The sequence below is a fragment of the Streptomyces sp. NPDC001828 genome, from assembly GCF_042892175.1.
Lineage (GTDB): Bacteria > Actinomycetota > Actinomycetes > Streptomycetales > Streptomycetaceae > Streptomyces.
On the sequence record NZ_JBIATV010000002.1, the window covers coordinates 105,667 to 121,532 of the forward strand.

General features: G+C 69.8%; 19 protein-coding genes and 1 pseudogene. 13 read left to right on the plus strand and 7 right to left on the minus strand.

Going from position 1 to position 15,866, the window contains the following annotated elements:
• Positions 1-3: 3 nt before the first annotated feature.
• From ACFYZA_RS07395 to ACFYZA_RS07435, 9 genes are read left to right on the plus strand one after another with little or no spacing between them, the layout of a single operon-like run.
• A complete protein-coding gene (locus tag ACFYZA_RS07395; protein WP_388488210.1) occupies positions 4-417 on the plus strand; it encodes a hypothetical protein in 414 nt (137 codons plus the stop codon).
• 41 nt (positions 418-458) lie between these two features.
• Entirely contained in the window at positions 459-1,301 is an 843-nt protein-coding gene (locus tag ACFYZA_RS07400; protein WP_388488212.1) for a winged helix-turn-helix transcriptional regulator, read from the plus strand.
• On the plus strand, positions 1,298-1,816 hold the full coding sequence (locus ACFYZA_RS07405; RefSeq protein ID WP_388488214.1) for a regulator: 519 nt from the start codon (positions 1,298-1,300) through the stop codon (positions 1,814-1,816). The genes ACFYZA_RS07400 and ACFYZA_RS07405 overlap by 4 nt, the downstream gene beginning before the upstream one ends.
• Entirely contained in the window at positions 1,813-3,048 is a 1,236-nt protein-coding gene (locus tag ACFYZA_RS07410) for an MFS transporter (protein ID WP_388488217.1), read from the plus strand. The genes ACFYZA_RS07405 and ACFYZA_RS07410 overlap by 4 nt, the downstream gene beginning before the upstream one ends.
• A gap of 36 nt (positions 3,049-3,084) precedes the next feature.
• Complete coding sequence (locus ACFYZA_RS07415; RefSeq protein WP_388488220.1) at positions 3,085-3,387, plus strand: hypothetical protein; 303 nt, start codon at positions 3,085-3,087, stop codon at positions 3,385-3,387.
• Between the two features lie 51 nt (positions 3,388-3,438).
• Positions 3,439-4,668 carry an acetyl-CoA carboxylase biotin carboxylase subunit family protein gene (locus ACFYZA_RS07420; RefSeq protein ID WP_388488221.1) on the plus strand — a complete coding sequence of 410 codons (1,230 nt, stop codon included), beginning with the start codon at positions 3,439-3,441 and terminating at the stop codon, positions 4,666-4,668.
• Complete coding sequence (locus ACFYZA_RS07425) at positions 4,665-5,537, plus strand: DUF317 domain-containing protein (RefSeq protein ID WP_388488224.1); 873 nt, start codon at positions 4,665-4,667, stop codon at positions 5,535-5,537. The genes ACFYZA_RS07420 and ACFYZA_RS07425 overlap by 4 nt, the downstream gene beginning before the upstream one ends.
• A gap of 30 nt (positions 5,538-5,567) precedes the next feature.
• Positions 5,568-6,056: a hypothetical protein gene (locus ACFYZA_RS07430; RefSeq protein WP_388488227.1), complete on the plus strand. Its 489-nt coding sequence runs from the start codon at positions 5,568-5,570 to the stop codon at positions 6,054-6,056.
• 55 nt (positions 6,057-6,111) lie between these two features.
• A complete protein-coding gene (locus ACFYZA_RS07435) occupies positions 6,112-7,128 on the plus strand; it encodes a SpaA isopeptide-forming pilin-related protein (RefSeq protein WP_388488229.1) in 1,017 nt (338 codons plus the stop codon).
• A gap of 67 nt (positions 7,129-7,195) precedes the next feature.
• Here the strand turns inward: ACFYZA_RS07435 and ACFYZA_RS07440 are convergent, their stop codons facing one another.
• Positions 7,196-7,492 (minus strand): hypothetical protein, encoded by a 297-nt coding sequence (locus tag ACFYZA_RS07440; protein WP_388488232.1) that lies wholly within the window; start codon positions 7,490-7,492, stop codon positions 7,196-7,198.
• A gap of 1,181 nt (positions 7,493-8,673) precedes the next feature.
• On the opposite strand from ACFYZA_RS07440, the gene ACFYZA_RS07445 reads away from it, so the two are divergent.
• The 3 genes from ACFYZA_RS07445 (at position 8,674) to ACFYZA_RS07455 (ending at position 10,258) form a co-directional block, all read left to right on the plus strand.
• On the plus strand, positions 8,674-9,027 hold the full coding sequence (locus tag ACFYZA_RS07445) for a DUF317 domain-containing protein (protein ID WP_388488234.1): 354 nt from the start codon (positions 8,674-8,676) through the stop codon (positions 9,025-9,027).
• Between the two features lie 103 nt (positions 9,028-9,130).
• A complete protein-coding gene (locus tag ACFYZA_RS07450) occupies positions 9,131-9,421 on the plus strand; it encodes a hypothetical protein (protein WP_388488236.1) in 291 nt (96 codons plus the stop codon).
• 15 nt (positions 9,422-9,436) lie between these two features.
• The gene (locus tag ACFYZA_RS07455; protein ID WP_388488238.1) at positions 9,437-10,258 is read left to right on the plus strand and encodes a DUF317 domain-containing protein; all 822 of its coding nucleotides are present in this window, start codon (positions 9,437-9,439) and stop codon (positions 10,256-10,258) included.
• 191 nt (positions 10,259-10,449) lie between these two features.
• On the opposite strand, the gene ACFYZA_RS07460 is transcribed toward ACFYZA_RS07455, so the two are convergent.
• Both ACFYZA_RS07460 and ACFYZA_RS07465 read right to left on the minus strand, forming a co-directional pair.
• A complete protein-coding gene (locus ACFYZA_RS07460) occupies positions 10,450-11,145 on the minus strand; it encodes a hypothetical protein (RefSeq protein ID WP_388488239.1) in 696 nt (231 codons plus the stop codon).
• A gap of 78 nt (positions 11,146-11,223) precedes the next feature.
• A complete protein-coding gene (locus ACFYZA_RS07465) occupies positions 11,224-11,667 on the minus strand; it encodes a hypothetical protein (RefSeq protein ID WP_388488241.1) in 444 nt (147 codons plus the stop codon).
• 186 nt (positions 11,668-11,853) lie between these two features.
• On the opposite strand from ACFYZA_RS07465, the gene ACFYZA_RS07470 reads away from it, so the two are divergent.
• Positions 11,854-12,669: an SDR family oxidoreductase gene (locus tag ACFYZA_RS07470; RefSeq protein WP_388488244.1), complete on the plus strand. Its 816-nt coding sequence runs from the start codon at positions 11,854-11,856 to the stop codon at positions 12,667-12,669.
• A gap of 32 nt (positions 12,670-12,701) precedes the next feature.
• Here ACFYZA_RS07470 and ACFYZA_RS07475 read toward each other — a convergent pair whose 3' ends face one another.
• The 4 genes and pseudogenes from ACFYZA_RS07475 to ACFYZA_RS07490 form a co-directional block, all read right to left on the minus strand.
• Positions 12,702-14,432 (minus strand): mobilization protein, encoded by a 1,731-nt coding sequence (locus ACFYZA_RS07475; protein WP_388488245.1) that lies wholly within the window; start codon positions 14,430-14,432, stop codon positions 12,702-12,704.
• A 4-nt stretch (positions 14,433-14,436) separates the two neighbouring features.
• Complete coding sequence (locus ACFYZA_RS07480) at positions 14,437-14,961, minus strand: plasmid mobilization protein (RefSeq protein WP_388488248.1); 525 nt, start codon at positions 14,959-14,961, stop codon at positions 14,437-14,439.
• A 395-nt stretch (positions 14,962-15,356) separates the two neighbouring features.
• Positions 15,357-15,548 carry a hypothetical protein gene (locus ACFYZA_RS07485; RefSeq protein WP_388488250.1) on the minus strand — a complete coding sequence of 64 codons (192 nt, stop codon included), beginning with the start codon at positions 15,546-15,548 and terminating at the stop codon, positions 15,357-15,359.
• A pseudogene (locus ACFYZA_RS07490) lies at positions 15,545-15,866 on the minus strand (hypothetical protein); the annotation flags it as partial. The gene ACFYZA_RS07485 and the pseudogene ACFYZA_RS07490, both read right to left, overlap by 4 nt.

The window sequence follows — 15,866 nt, forward strand, 5'->3', positions numbered from 1 at the left end:
CGCTTGTCCCACCTCACGTCCACCGAGATAGCCGGACGGATCGAGGACCTGTACGGAGCGCCGCTCGCCGACCTCGCAGCCCACGCAGAGGACCAGCCGCCCGGCTTGCTCTCCGCCCTGCTCGGCATGCACGACGACCTCGCCCTTGCCGAGCACAGCATCGACACCCAGCGCGATCACCTTGCCCAGCTCATCCACCCAGAGCGACAGATCGGCCGGCACGAGGTCTCCCATCTCCTCGACGCCTCCCGCCGGCTCGCTGAGGCAGTCGCCGTGCGCGATGTCCAGGCCAAGTCGGTCGCCGCCGTTCTACAGAGCCTGGTCCGTGTCCCGGCCCCCGCGCCGTCCCCGCCGGCACCTTCACTGCCCGTTCCGGCTCCGCCCCTTCCGGCTCAGAGCACGGCGCCCAGTCGCTGATCCCGTCGGCGGTTTCCCTTACTCACCCAGGAGTTCCTCCCTTGGCCATCACCGCTCTGCCCCCTGACACCGAAGCCGACATCGCCCGGGTCACCGAGGCCCTTGCCATGATCACCCCGCGCTGGAACGTGAGGATTCTGCTGGCGCTCTCCGGCCCGCCGCTGCGGTACAGCGAGCTGGCGGCCAAGGTGTCCTGGCTGCAGAACGGCCAGCTCCACCCCAAGCTCAAGGCACTGTGCGACGCCGGCCTCGTCGAGCGGACCGAACACACTGCCCGGCATGTGACCTACGGCCACACCGAGCGCGGTGGCACTCTGCTGCCAGTCCTGCCGATGATCGTCACCTGGGCTGAGCAGCACCTGGAGACGGCGGACCGCCCCCTGCCCGCGATCGAGCAGATCGAGGACAGCCTCACGCTGCTCACCCGGCGGCACGCCGCCGCCATTCTGTGGGTGCTCAAGTCCCGTCAGGAAGTCAGCGGGAGGGCCCTGGCCCGGATCGTGATGCCCAGCAGCGACTGGACCAACGTCTACCCGCCGCTTCGCCAACTCGTCACCGACGGCCTGGTCGACACCGAGGGCACCGGCCGGCCCTACCGGCTGTCCGCGGCGGGCGAGGGCCTGGGCCCCGTGCTCGGCGCCCTGTCGGCGTGGTCCGCCGGGCAGCCCATCAGCCAGGCAGACCAGCACCCGGTCTGGGGGCACCCGCAGGCGCGGCCCGCGCCCAAGCCGTGGGCAAGCAGCCAGGCCCGGCCAGCCTCTGCCGCCCTCCCGCAGGCCCGGAGGGGCGAACCCTCCCCGGTGTGGCACAACCGCGATCTCTTCTCTCACGCCACGTCCGCCGGCCCCAAGGCGGCCATCCCGGCGGGAGGCCCGCGCCGATGACCACCCCCTTCACCTCAGCAGAAGTACTCACCGCCGTCGAACTGCTCGCCTCGCGCTCTTTGATCCGCCTGGTCACCGAGATCGACGACAACGGGGCGATACCGCCGCGACGCCTGGCCGGCACCCTCCCCGACCTCTCCTCGCACCAGCTGCACCGCGCTGCCGAAGCAGCCCGCAGCCACGGGCTCGTCCGAACCGCACCCGGCTCCGGTCTGGAACTCACCCACGCCGGAGAGGAGTTGGCTGACCTGTACGACGCGACGGCGCGTTGGGCCCGACGCCACGCCTACCCGGCTCGGGTCAGTGAGTTCAGCAGTCGCATCCGCCACGTACTAGACCTCCTGGCGCCTTCGCTCACGCCCGAGCGCGCCGACGGCCTCTCGCCGCGTTCCACCGCGGGCCTGCCCAGTGACGAAGCCGAGGCGGGCCTCGCCCGTCCCCGCGCTCTGCTGCTCCAGTGGCTCGCCAGCAACCCCCAGGTCACCCGTGTCTTCGAGCCCGCGCCGGTCACGTGAGCACAGCAGTTGCACCCCGGCACGCACGCCACCCTGCCGGGCTCATACGCAGCATCTACCTGCCGCGCACGGCCGACGCTCTCGCGTTCGCGATGTCCACCTACGGCATACCCCTGCTGGTCCTGGCGATCACGAACTCCGCCGCACTGACGGGAGCTGCGTTCGCCCTGGAGTGGATCCCGCGTCTGGCAGCGTTCGGCTGGGCCGGATCGATCGTCGACCGGCGCGGGGCAGCCGTCGTCTTCCACCTCGCCTCCCTCGGACGCGCGCTGGCCCTCGCCACCGGCGCGCTCCTGCTCCACCTCCACTCGTCCGGCACCGTCGCGAGCGTGACCGTCATGGTGCTCGCGGCGACGACCGGCGTGCTCACCGAGTTCAGTTACATCGCAGCCGAGACCGCGGGCGCCGCCGCCGGCCGTCGAGCAGGGCCGCGGGCCCACCGTGTCCAAGCCGTCCTCCTCGGCATCGACCAGACCGCGACCCTGGCCGGCCCGGCGCTCGCTGGGGTACTTCTGCTCGCCGGGCCACCGCAGATGCTCGCGCTGATCACCGGGCTCTCGCTGCTCGCCGCTCTGCTCGCCCTACGCACACCCCCTTCGCCCGTCGCCCCCGCCCGCGCACCTAAGGGGCACTCCAGCGCCGGACTCCTCATCGGCTGGCGCACCATCCGCTCACTTCCCGCGCTCGGCTGGCTCGTGACCGGGCTGACCCTGTCCAACCTGGCCACCGGCCTCCTCCAGGCGGCCGGCCCCGTGATCGTCGTCCAGCACTTCGGGCAGTCCACCACCGCCGTCGGCCTGGTCTGGTCCGCCGCCGCGGCGGCCACCCTCCTGGCCGTCACCATCTGCCGGTTCGCACTCGACCGCCTGGGCCTGTGGCCGGTTGGCGCCGTTTGCGCCGCCCTCGCCTCGCTCGGCTGCCTCGCCGCAGCCCAGGCCCCCGACTACCGCTCCTACCTGGTCCTGGTCGCGGTCCTCATGGCAGGCGAAGGCGGCATGACGGTCGTCCTTCGCACCCTGCGCTCCCGCCTGATCCCCCCGGACCGATTCGGCAGCACCTTGTCGGCGACCATCCTCATCCTCCTGCTGCCCTTCCCCGTCGCCGGCGTGCTCACCGCACTCACCTCGCCCGACGCACTGGGCCACGTCATCACCGCGTGCGCCGCCCTGCAGGCCCTCGGCCTGTTCTGCGCCTTCGCCCGCCTGCGCACCGATCCCGCCCTGCGCGCCTGACCCTGTCGCGCCCCAGCCTGTGGAGAACAGAACCTCATGCCCACCGCCGTCCTTGGATCGCACCGCGCGACCGGTCGCACCATCACGGAGCAGTTCCTTGCCTTTGACGCGCACAACCCCCACGTCTACCGCGCGCTGGAACGCATGACCGCACGCCGCCTGGCCACCGGCGCCACGCGGGTCAGTATGAAGGATCTCTTCGAAGACCTGCGTCGCCAACTCCCCTACGGCATAGCCGGGTTGAACAACAACTACACCGCCCTCTACACCCGCCGCCTCCTCGATGACCATCCCCACTGGGCGGGCGCGTTCGAGCTGCGCCGCCGCCGCGCCGCCTGAGTCACCCCTGCTCTCTCCTCCTGCCGTCCACCGAAACGGAGCGCCCCTTCCTTGCCTGCTCGCCCCCTGGTTCTCGTCGTTTCTCCCGGAGACGAGACCTATCGCGGCTACTGCCTTGAGCAGGTGGCCACCGCATACGACGTGGTCCTGCTCACCGGCGCCGAACCGACATGGGAGAAGCCGCTCATCATCGACCACGCCGTCGTCGACCTGAGCGACCCCACCGCACTGCTTGCCGGCGGCCGGGCGCTGGCCGAGCGCCACGACCTGGCCGGCGTGGTCACCTGGGACGAGTGGCACCTTGTCCCCACCGCCCGCCTCGCTCGCGCGCTCGGTCTGCCCTCGACGCCTGTCGAGGCGATGAGGGCCTGCCGCAACAAAGCCACCGCCCGTACGCTGTTCGCCCGCCACGGGGTGCCGTCTGCGGCCTCGATGAAGGCACGGACCCTGCTGGAGGCCGGACTTGCCACGATGACCCTGGGCTACCCCGCCGTCCTCAAGCCCACCGCGTTCGCGGGCAGCATCGGCGTGATCCGCGTTGACCACCCCGAGGAACTGCCCGCCGCATTCACGTTCGCCTCGGCCGGCGCGAGCCGCAGCCGCGAGGACACCGGCGTCCTGGTCGAGGAGTACCTCGACGGGCCGGAGGTGTCGGTCGAATGCATCACCCACCGCGGCGCGACCACCGCGGTCGCCGTGACCCGCAAGCACTTGGGCCCCGCCCCGTACTTCGACGAGACCGGCCACACCGTCGATGCCAACGACCCGCTCCTGGCCCGGGTCGCCCCAGCCGCCGCTGTCGCGGTCAAGGCCCTGGGAGTCACCGACGGCGTGCAGCACGTCGAGCTGCGCCTGGTAGATGGCCGGCCCCGGCTGATTGAGGTCAACGCACGCATAGGCGGCGACATGATCGGCCACCTTGTCCGCCTCGCCACTGGCATCGACCTGCCCACGGCCGCCGCCGACCTCGCCTGCGGCCGGACACCGGACCTCACCCCGACCCGCAGCGCAGCCGCAGGCATCCGCATGCTCTACCCCACCGTCTCGGGCACCCTCACCGCACGGCACATCAACCACCCCTTCGCCGCCCACACCCCGTGGCTTCGGCAGGTGCAGTGGATCCGCGAGGCCGGTGAACAGCTCCTCCTGCCGCCCGACGGCGACCTGTTCACCGCCCGGGCCGGGTTCTACATCGTCACCGGCCACAACACCGCAGAGGTCACCGAACGCCTCGACATCGCCGCCGACGAGATCACCGTCGTTACGAGGGCGGACCGATGAGTCAGCAATCCGATCCGCGCCTCGAGATTGACGGTGATGTCTATGTCTCCCCGCGCCATCTCGCCTCCACCACCGGAACCGGTGACCCCGCCCTCGCACCGCTGCTCGACCTCGGCTGGGACCTCCAGTACGACGAGGACTCCAACGTGTACGTGAGCGCTCCCGATCGACGCGTGCGCCTGGGCTACTTGCCGGAGGGGGAGGACGACGGGCTCTGGCGCGTCAACGCCTACAAGGACTCGTTCGGCCCGCCCGCCTGGGGCGTGTGTTTCAACGACCGTGTCCCTACCGAGTTCGTCCAGGCGTTCACCACCGTGCTCGCTAGGGCCTACGAGCAGGGGCCGGACGTTTACCTCGCCCAGCCGGTCTCCGGGACCGACGAGCACGATCCCTTCCTCGCGGTCGTCCCGCTCCTGAAGCAGGGCTGGGAGATCGACCGCCCGCGCTGGGGCGTCTTCGCGATCGAGGCCCCGGACGGGCTCGCCGGCATGGAGTTCACCACCGGCGACCTCGACCCGGAAGCTGAGCTGACGACGCGGGACGCCCGCTGGCAGCTGTGGGCGGGAAAGTCCATCGACCGGCCCGTCTGGTACGCCACGGCCAGCACCGACACACCCGTCGCGCTGCTCACTGCCGTCACCGAGTGCGTCGCCGATTCAGCTCCGCTGCCCCGCTGGCGCCAGGACACCTTCAGCTACGTCAAGGGCATGGCTCAGCTCACCCCGATCCTCCCGCCTGGGCCGCCTGCCCCCACGCCGCTCGATGTCCAGCGGGCCGTCGCGTCGCGCCGCCCGACCGCGCTTCCCGCAGCCAGCGTCCCGCGCTGGAGCACCGCCAGCCGCCCGGCCTTGCCTGGCCCACGCCGGTAGGACCAGCCCGAACCCGACCGGAGACACCACTTGTCCCCACAGGCCCCCGAGTTTTTCGCCGAACTGTGCCTCCCCTTCCACGAGCACACCGTCGTGGGCAACACCTACTTCGCCGTCCCCGTCCCGGGCGCACCGTTGCGGCTGCGGATCGACTTCAGCCGCACCATCTACGCGGACACATACGGCGGTCTGCGCGTGGCGGCCGTCCATCCGGAGCGCGGTGAGATCGATGCGGTGGCGCTCAGCTTCGTGGATCACGGAACCTTCCACCGCCGCGACGAAGCCACCAACACCCGACCGAACACCAAGGAGTACGGCACCTTCGACAAATACCACCGCCCTGGACGGCCGCCGTGGGACGGGGCGGTCACCACCGGACTACGCGACGCCATCGAGCAGTACACCGCCGTCTGGTTCCCCGGGGCTTGGACCGCGTCAGCACCCGCCCGCCCGGCAGGGCGCACCGTGCTCAGTGCAGGCGTCCCGCCGGTCACCCGCAGCGGCGCCCGCACCCGCTGAACCCCCGTGCCGCCACCTACACCTATTCCGCCTGTATCCCTTGGAGAGTCCCTTCTTGCGCGTCCGTTCCGCTCGTACCCTCACTGCCGCTGTAGCCGTCGCTGCTGCGGTGACCGGCAGCCTGTCCTGGACATCGACCGCATCGGCCCACAGCACCGAGCCCACACCGTCCTCGTCCTCGACTCCGCGCAACACAGCCGAGGCGGAGACCGGCGGCGTTGCCATCCTGAAGAAGGACCCCGGAGGCGACGTGCTCGCCGGAGCGGTCTTCGCCCTGTTCGACTCCGCGGGCAAGGAATCCGCGAAGGGCAAGACCGACGCCCAGGGAGAACTCGCCTTCAAAGACCTCACGCCAGGGGTCTACCGTCTCAAGGAGGTCACCAGCGGCAGCCCTCTGCACGACACGGTCGCCGACCAGGACGTGATCGTTACCCCTGGCGTTGATACACCACTCACGATCGTCGATCCGTTCAAGGACGCCTCAGTCCTGCTGAAGGCCAAGGACGACAAGAGCGGAAAGCTGCTGCCCGGATCGACGGTCAACATTGGCACTGGCGACAAGACAATCCTGACGCTGACCACCGGCTCCGACGGAACGGCCAGTGGAAAGCTGCCCGTCAACTCGCGTACCGGCAGCGACTTCTGGGTCAAGCAGGTGAAGGCGCCCGAGGGATACGAGATGTACAAGCCCTCGAAGACGTTCAAGGCCAAGCCGGGCGATCCGGTGACGGTGACCACCACCAACGCCAAGGCCGCCACGACCCCGCAGCCGACGGAGAAGCCGACCGAAAGGCCGACCGAAAAGCCCACTGGCAAGCCGAGCGACCGGCCGACCCCGGACAAGCCCGGCAAGGACGAGGATGTCTCGGAGCCGTCCGCCTCGGATACACCGACCGCCGACGAGACCGCGTCGAACACCGCGGCGCCCGCCCCTGCGGGCTCGCTCGCACACACCGGCTCCGACGCCACCCCGTGGCTGCTCGGCGGTGCCGGCCTCCTGATCGTCGTCGGCGGAGGCGCCCTGGCCGTAGCCCGCCGACGCCGTACAGGCGACACCACCGACGAGAACTAACCACCCACAACACCGTGAAGGCCCCCGGAATCCGATTCCGGGGGCCTTCACGCGCGTGCGGGGCCGACTAGGTGGCCGGTTCAACAACCAGGTCTGGCACGTTGAGATAGTCGGCGGGTTCGCGTATTGGGATCGGCAGGGTAAGCCCCAGCAGTGGCGCCACGTCCGCGAGTCGCGCGTAGACGATCTTGTAGGTGTGCAGTCGGTGGAACCAGGCCGTCGACATCTGAATGTCGCGCCAGGGCCCTTCCAGCTCCTCGATTGCCCAGTACGCGCCGGAGGCCACTTCCTTGGCCCGCTCGGCGTCGGCCGTGAACAGCGCCCCCACCGCGCGATGCACGGGGTGCCGTCCGGCGCCGGCCACTGTTCCACGCCAGGGATGACGTCCCAGCGCAGCCAGTCGCGGAGGAGTGTGCCGGGAACCTGCACACCGGTAACGGCGAACGGGCCTCATCCGCTTGTGAAGATTCGGAGCTTGGGAGGCTGCCTCGGATTTCCATTGCGCGCTGCACGCGCGTTGCGGCGCACGGAGCGCGCTATCCGAGGGGATTTTTGATTCCATACGGTGGAAGGCGGGGGATACCAGACTTATCGGGAAGGCGGCCCTCCGCCTCGACCGCAAGGCATATCGTCGCTTCTGCGATGTCGGCCCGTCCGGCGCGTGCAACTCCAAGCGTCAGCAGATGAGTTCGTGGCCACGCCACTTCCATTGGTGCATTGGAGGCACACATGAAAGACGGGGAGTCTCGCGACAAGGGGAAGGGGCCAGCAAAGGTCTTCATCACCTTCCTGTCAGCGCTGGCCGGTCGAGCTGTTGCCGACTGGCTCAGCGACTGGAGGAGGCGACACGGCCTGTAGCTGGCCCCCGGCCACCCTTAGCTGACCGCATACGCGGCCAGTCGGCCGGGTCTCGCGAACCCGACCTTGGCGGGGTCACGCCTGTGCGGGCGTGATCCCGCCTTCTCATTGGCGGCAAACTATGAACTCGACGCCAGCCGTTCAATGACCAGGCATGCGTCAAATTATTAGGGTCACCGCCCCAAGCACTCTAGCGCGCTACCCGTACGCGCGGGGATGTTCCACGCTTCTTGCCGTTAATTCCAAGCTCGGCAGGTCGAGGCGACCCTCCCGGCGCGCGCGGGGATGCCTTGCACGCCTCGCTCGGGGCCTCATCGCACAGCCGTAAAGCCAATTAAGCAATGATGACGGCACTCGGCGATCCGGTCGGCCCACCGCATCTGGACCCCCTGGCCGTTGCCAGGCGTCGGCCAATGTGTCCGGCCACGGCTGCGGCGTCAGGCGGAGATCCGTGGACGATCGGCCAAGGTGCGGCTGCTGGCGGACCCGAGCCCGGGGCTGCAGGGACCGACGCATGGGCGGTGGTGTGCAGATCTGTCCGTCGTCGAGCAATCACGGCGTTTGGCAACGAACGGCAGTTCGCCGCGGGCAGACAGGAAAGACCGCGGAAGGACTGGCCAACGCGGGCGAGGGCATGTCAACGTAGACGACCTTGCAGGAAACCCCAGGTCAGAGAGGTGATTGCCTGTGACCGTAGCGCCCGCCGGCTCTGGTTTCTCCACCACCATCGAAGCTCTGCGGCTGCGCGAATGGCAGCTCGGTCCGGGGCGGCCCATGCTCGTGACGGACCAGTTCGCAGCGGACGACTTCCACTTGATCGTGGACGACCGCGCGGACGTGCACGTTAGCTCGAAGGACGGTCGGTTCTACCTTGGCTGGTTCCCGAATGGCCGTCCCGGCACGGATGGCGAGGGATGGTCGATCGCCGTCACCGGCACGGCCAAGGTGCCTGGCTACCGCATGTCGTTCGACACCGAGACGCCGGCCGACATCGTCGCCGCCGCCGTTGCGCGCGTGCTGGAGACCTCACGCCGCGTATGACCGTGCAGAGCCCACCGGCGCTCTCACTACGAGTGCTGGCCTGCTGTCGGTCGTCTTTCCGTGCCATCGCTCGCCATTTCCCCACGCCCCCAGGAGGCTGTCCGTGACATCCCCGGAGATGACCGTCGGTGATCTCATCGACCTGCTGTCCGGCTGCGACCGGAGTGCTCCGGTCCGCCAGGCCATGAACCCCTTCTTCCCGATGGCACACCGCCTTGCGCAGGTCGTGCAGTCGGTGGACGAGACCGGCCGGACCGTCGTCTACCTCGCCGAAGGGCGGGACGAGGACACACAGCTCGGCCATCTGCCGCCCGAGGTCGCTGTCGCCCTGACGTGGCAGGGCCCCGTCCAGGCACCTCCGCGACGCCCCCGCCGCCGCGCCGGCGGCAACTAGACCCGCACCGAGCCCTTGGAGGCGCCCCTGTACCCCGATTTCCCGCTCGACTCGTCCACTTCGCGCGGCGGCCAGCCTGCGTTCTGGGTCGGGCCCCGGCATCTGGCCGGCGACGATGGGCGGCTCTACGACGCCGTCGCCGACACGCTTTTCGGCCTGGGCTGGACGAGCCTGACGATCGTCCGCGGACGGCACGAGCCGGATGAAGCACCCGAGGACCGCCAGGTCCTGCGCAGCACCGTCCTGCACATCAGCCCCGACGCCCTGCGCTGGGCGCAGTGGAGTCTGGCGGACGAGCCGTTCCACCTGGGCGACCTGCCGATCGCCTGGCAGATCTCGGCCCGAACGGACACGAGCAGCCCACTCGCGTCGTGGTCGTCCTACTTCACCACCGACGTCCCCGGCGAGGCCGTGACCGACTTCCTCGTCGCGCTCGACGCCCGCGACCGACCCGCCGAGCCGCTCGCTGGCCCTGAGCTGGTCCTCGACGCCGTCGCCGCACATGGCTGGCTCCGCGACATCGACCAGCCCCAGGCGGCGGCCACGGACCCGACGTTCACCTCGCACATCAGCCTCGGCGAGGTGCCGCCCCTCATCCAGGACGCCGACCCGCGCGCCCTGACCACCGAGGCCGACGAGGCGGGACCCGTCGGATGGCAGGCATGGGCCGAGCCCACGCTCGCAGCCCCCTGCCTGTGGGCAGCCTCCTTCGGGGCGAGCGTCCCGCACGACCTCGTAGCCGCCTTCGCCACCTCCCTCAGCTCGACCGCACCGGTCCTGCGCCGAGTGCTGCCCGAGGCCACCCGGGAGCGACTCCTGCGCGCGCCAGCCATCTAACGTCCCGCGTTCAACTCCCAACGCCCGCAGCCCGGCCCCTCCCCGTTGGAGGGCGCCGGGCTTCTTGCTTCCCGGGCTGCCGGGGCCTGGATGCATGGCCCAGCATCTCGCGCCGCTCAGCGGGTCGGCCAGTAACACGCTGCTGCCCCCGACCATGATGGTCGGGGGCAGCAACTGGACGGGCGGAAGGGCTAGCTCGTTGTCGTGGCCTTGGCGAGGGCCTTGTCGAGGTGGCGGTCTACAAGTGCCGGGGAGCCGGAGACGATCACTAGCAGACTGCCCTTGCGGATCGCGGTCTGCTTGACCACGGTGCTCCGTCCTGCGGTGGAGAAGGTCAAGAGCTGGCTCCACTGCTCGTCGCCGAGGCCGCGGGGCGCGGGCAGCTTCTGCGAGGCCATGTCGATCGGAGTGCCACCCGAGACGACCTGATACGTGGGGCATCCCGTCATGGCGTCGAAGATCCGGCCGATGCCATCCGACAGCTTGTTCGCACTGGCGCTGTACAGCTCCTCGGCGACCTCGGAGCTGCTGCCGCCATAGGTGAACGCGGCCTTCGCCTTGTGCGGGAAGGTGAGCGTGCCGCCAGTCGCCGCGTCGCCGCCCAGCTCGCTCAGGGCGGGGCAGCCGATGACGTCGACGTCGTCATGCTGAGTGGGGCGCTCCTGCTTGCGCAGGTAGCCGCTGCCGAGGTCGCTCGGGTCGAGCAGGCGGGTCTCCAGCGTCGCCGACGCGAGCGGAGCAGCTGTCTGGGCGGCGTTGGCCGACTTGCCGGTACGGGCGGAGGACGTGGTGTCGGGCTTGTTGCCGACCGTGTCGGTGGAGCAGGCAGGCACGGCCAGGAGGGCGGCGGTGATGCCGAGGGCGGTGGTGGTGACGCGAACGCGCATGACGGAACTGACCCCTTGGTGTTAGGCGAAGGGTGGTCAGTGCGGGCCGCAGGCCCGGTGGGGTTGGAGGAGTGGGGGTCAGTGCCCGAGGTGGCGCAGGCAGTCCTCGAACGTGGCGTGCGTCGCGTCCGCCGGCCCGGCATGCCGGTTGAACCAGGCGGTGTCGAGGCGGGTTTCCTCCTGCTGGTGTCCTACCCGGCAGCGCAGCCAGATCTGGTCGCGGGTGGAGAGGATGAGCCAGTCCCTGTACGCCCCGCACTCGGCGCAGGCGGCCATCTCGCCGTCGAGGACGAGGGGCTGCTTCCACGGCATCATCTTGCCGTCGAGCTGGTCGTGGCTCGGTACGCGCAGCTCCGGCGGGAGGAAGTCGTCGACGACGGCGACCGGCTCGGTGGGCTCATGCGAAGCGCGCGGCACCCCGATGCCCGGCGGGACCTGGTTCTGCATCCGCGCGAACACCTCGGCGAACTGGCGCTGCTCCTCGCTAGGCCCCTTGGCCTTGCGGCGTATTCGGTGAAACACCCTGGCGTCCTCCCTTTGCCTCTTCTAACTCGCTTCATGATCGTGCCCCACACCTCGCGCGGTTTCAATTCACAAAGTTCACAGTGACTTTCGGCAGGTCACAGGGCATCTCCTCGCGTCCTTGGTGAGCGGTGCTCGGGGGCGATGCCCTCCGAGCGAGATAGGGGTCGTCTACGGTGGCATGCCATGACGATCCTTGTTGTCGGAGGCAGCGGGTTCCTGGGCACCGAGTTGGTCTGCCAGGCAGCTGCTGCTGGACATCGTGTCGCTGCGACCTTCGCGACCAGGCCGTGCGAGGGGCCGGAGGCCACGTGGCACGAAGTGGACTTGCGGGACGGCGGCCGTGTCGAAGAGGTCGTTGCCTCGCTCGCCCCCTGCGTGGTCATCAACGCGAGCAGCGGAAGCGCCAATTGGGTTGTCACGGCAGAAGGCTCGGTCCGCCTGGCGATGACCGCGGCGAAGTATGGCTGCCGTCTCGTGCACGTGAGCAGCGACGCCGTGTTCTCCGGCAGGCGAGTCCAGTACGACGAGTCCTGTCTCCCCGACCCCGTCACGCCGTACGGGGCAGCGAAGGCGGCGGCGGAGACCGGCATCGGACTTCTGACTCCGGACGCCGTAATCGCCCGTACCTCTCTGATCATCGGCGGCATTCAGTCCGAACACGTACGCCTGGTCCACGAACTTGCAACCGGATCCCGAACTGGAGCCCTGTTCACCGATGATGTCCGATGCCCCGTGCACGTCGGGGACCTCGCCGCTGCCCTACTGGAGCTGGCCTTCACCGACGCGCGCGGCGTACACCATCTTGCGGGTGCCGACGCCGTGAGTCGTCATGGCCTGGGTGTACTGATCGCTCAGCGGGACGGGCTCGATGCTTCCCGACTGCCACAGGGGCGTCGCGCCGATACCTCGCTCTGCGGCGCACTCGACGTCCGCCTGGACAGCCGAGCCACCCAGGCGAAGCTGCGTACGAGAGTGCGCGGCGTCCACGAGTTCCTCTGACGTACGGGCGCAGCCCCGCCGGCGGTAAGGGCTCATCGCGTGTGGCCAGGTGCCTCTTCTCCGAAGCGACGCCAAGGGACGTTGGTTCGGGCCGCCGACGGGCGTGCGGTCGCCGGATTCTTCACCGTGGGGTCTTCCGGTATCCCAGTAGCGTCGGCTGGCAGATCTGCTCGCCGTCGCAGTCGCCACACCAGGACGTCACTGACGGAGTCCGCGGTGGCGAGTTCCCGGCTTTCCACGGTGTCGGAGAGGAGCGCGGTTGGGTCGTGGCCTGCGGCTTCGGCTTCCGCGATGGTCGCGGCCAGGGCATGCCAGCCTGGCTCGGCCAGGATTTGCTCGGCCAGGCTCGGCAGCGTTTCACGCAGCAGCACCGTCTGCCGCACGAGCGCAGACCGGCTCAGACGTCGGCCGCGCTGGTAGAGCACGCCGAGCGGCTGGGCGGCGGCGGTCTGGTACGCGGCGCGCAGGTACTCGGCGGCCCGGGTAGCGGCCTCGGCCTGTTGGGCATGGCCCTTCTTGGCATGCCAGTGGGCCACGGCGGTGATTAGGAAGAACAGCATGTCGATCGCCATCGCCGTGGTCGCTCCGTCCTCGCCGCGGCCGAGGGCTGGGCCGCCTTGGACGAGGTCGCGGGCAGCCTGCCGCAGGGCGCGATCGTGCCCTCGGACAGCACGGACGTGGGATCGGCTGGCTCGCTCGAACGCCGTTGCAGCGTCCCGTAGTTCGCGACGGGTGTGGGCGGCGGACGTTTTCGCGAGGGCGTCCAGGACCTCACCCGCGGCAGCGATTTGAGCGGCGGCGACTGCGTCCTCGCCGTGTTCGACGATGAGCACGGCCTGCCACGCGGCCGAGGCCGTTCCACGGCGTGCGGCGGCCGGATCGCCCGGCCCCGTGCGGATCGCCTCGTCCTGGGAGGTGGCCGGGTCGTCGGCGGACCAGCGCTCACGGATGCGAGGCAGCGACAGGTCGGCAGCCAGGCGAGCGCCGGGGAAGAAGATTGGCTTGCCGTCCTTGTTCAGGTCGTCGGGCAGCGCGACCTTGTAGCCGAGGAGGTCGCCGGACGGTGCGGTGCGCTTGCGGATCAGGAGGCCAGCGGCAGCGAGCCGGTCGAAGAACTCGTTCTCGTCCCTTGCGCCGGCCACGGCCCGCCGGACGCTCTCGCGCAGTTCCTCGCGGGCGGTCCGCTCGCGGCCCTGGCGCTCGGCCTTGTGCCGCTCGGCACTGGTGGGGCGCTGGGCGCCGGTGCCGTCACCGGGCTTGAGGCGGCGCAGTCCGAGTTCCTGTTCCAGGAGGCGGGCCTCGGCCTGGACGCGGACGGCGTCGAGGTCGAGGTCGGGCCGGTAGCCGTCCTCTCGTGCGAGGGTGGCGAGGATGTGGATGTGATCGGCATCGTGCCGGACGGCCACCCAGCGGCAGCCCGCTCCCTGTTCGGGGGCGTCGACGCCAGCGGCGGCGACCATGCGCCGGGCGACGTCGCCCCACTCTTCGTCGGACAGGATCCGGTCCGCGGGGCCGTTGCGCACGGACAAATGCCACACGTGAGGCTTCGCCCGCTGGCGGTCGGTGAGGAGGGCGAGAGGCTGGTCGAGGAGTTGCTGGAGTTCCTTGTACGTGACCTCTGCATCGCGGCCGGGGTCGGGGGCGCAGTGGTCCCAGGACGCCACGAGGTGCGGGTCGACGTGCTCTTCGGCCTTGCCCGGCCCGTACAGGTAGTAGAGCAGGCCGATGGTGCGCTTCCCGCGCTTGTGGATTTTCGGGACCATGTTCCTAGCGGCTTTCGAGGAGCTTGTCGGTGGCGGCCTGGACTCGCTCGGTCGCCCGGCGGACGGCGTTCAGCGCAGCGTCGAGCTGAGCGTCCGCGGGACGGTCGCCCGAGTTAACGGCACGGGCAAGCTGGTTGAGGTTGTTGCCGACGTGCCCGAGGTGCCGGCGTGCGGCGAAAATCTCTGAGATCAGCTCGCGTTCGCCGGCGATCGCCCCGGCGGCAGATTCAGGGTCGCGGGCGGCGGCGAGGGCGGCACGGGCGAGGAAGGCGGGGAGGCTTGTACGGGCGGCAGCGGCAGCGTCGACGAGCATCTGTTTCTCGGTGTCGTTGAGGCGGACGCTGCACACGTAGGAGCGCTTGTCGGGATTGTGCTTCGGCGAGCGCTTGCGCGAAGCGGTATTCGAGGCACGGCGCTCGCGGCGGGGCTCGGGCTTATCCGGCTGCGATCCGCCCTCGGTCGCCGCCTCGTGGACCAGCGCCCCCCGGTGCTGGACCGCTCCCGCCACCCCCGGGGCGGGACTGGCCAAGACGCGCTTCCCCGACGGGGAAGAGTGTCTTGGCCGATAACTTGCTCGCCCTGAGACCGAGTTGGATTCGGGAGCAGGTTCCGGGGTGGTGCCGTTCTGGGGTGCATTCATCAGTGGAATTCGGTCCTCAATGAGCGGGTGCATTGCTGGATGGTTTCGGCCAGCGAGACCACGTGGTCCGACGCGATGACGCGGACCGGTTCGTGGCACTGTCCTGCACGAGCCACTGCCCGACCGGTGTACGGACGGCGGCATGGCAGGAGCTGTCGGCGGACACAGGACGTCCGCTGAGGCGTCAACCTCGGCGACGGTGGGCTTGGAAGAGCGGGGTGGTGGCCCGGCGCGGAGCCGGACCACCTCAACGCGTATGGGGTGTGAGCTGCTGGTTTACCGGTTCATCCGCACTCGGGGCAGCGTCCGACGTGGCTGCTAAGAGCGCGGGCCATGCGCTGCTTCGCGGAGGCGGCCTGCTTCGCGCTGGACTTCGCCGCCGGCCTGCCTGCGTGCCGCTCCGAGTGAGCGAGCATGAAGCCGATCTCTCGCTCGTACTCAGAGCGGACGGTGTTGAACTGGTGGCAGGTCTTCATCGGGCGGCGCTCCTCGTCGTGGTGATGTCCTCGTTCCGCAGCTCCTGGAGGACGAGCCCGAGTCGGTCGTTGCCGACCCCCGTCAGGCCCTGGCTGCGGATGATTTCGCGCAGCTGCACCCGGGTGATCGCGGCGTTGCCGTCGCGCGCGAGCAGGGCGGGTACGTGGGGGCGTACCTCGTGGACGAGATGGCGCTCGGGTTCTCCCAGCTTGCGTGCACGCTCTGTCTGAAGCGCGCGGGACCGGGCGCGCTTGTCCTTGTTCTTCGTTCGAGGTTTCCGCACCGACTTCCGTCGGAGCGGAGCCTTGTGTCCGCGG

What these genes read in the sequence shown, in the direction of transcription:
- ACFYZA_RS07405 (WP_388488214.1), top strand. Translation starts at nt 1,298, where the DNA reads ATGACCACCCCCTTCACCTCAGCAGAAGTACTCACCGCCGTCGAACTG.
- ACFYZA_RS07415 (WP_388488220.1), top strand. Translation starts at nt 3,085, where the DNA reads ATGCCCACCGCCGTCCTTGGATCGCACCGCGCGACCGGTCGCACCATC.
- ACFYZA_RS07425 (WP_388488224.1), top strand. Translation starts at nt 4,665, where the DNA reads ATGAGTCAGCAATCCGATCCGCGCCTCGAGATTGACGGTGATGTCTAT.
- ACFYZA_RS07460 (WP_388488239.1), bottom strand. Translation starts at nt 11,145, where the DNA reads ATGCGCGTTCGCGTCACCACCACCGCCCTCGGCATCACCGCCGCCCTC.
- ACFYZA_RS07470 (WP_388488244.1), top strand. Translation starts at nt 11,854, where the DNA reads ATGACGATCCTTGTTGTCGGAGGCAGCGGGTTCCTGGGCACCGAGTTG.
- ACFYZA_RS07475 (WP_388488245.1), bottom strand. Translation starts at nt 14,432, where the DNA reads ATGGTCCCGAAAATCCACAAGCGCGGGAAGCGCACCATCGGCCTGCTC.
- ACFYZA_RS07485 (WP_388488250.1), bottom strand. Translation starts at nt 15,548, where the DNA reads ATGAAGACCTGCCACCAGTTCAACACCGTCCGCTCTGAGTACGAGCGA.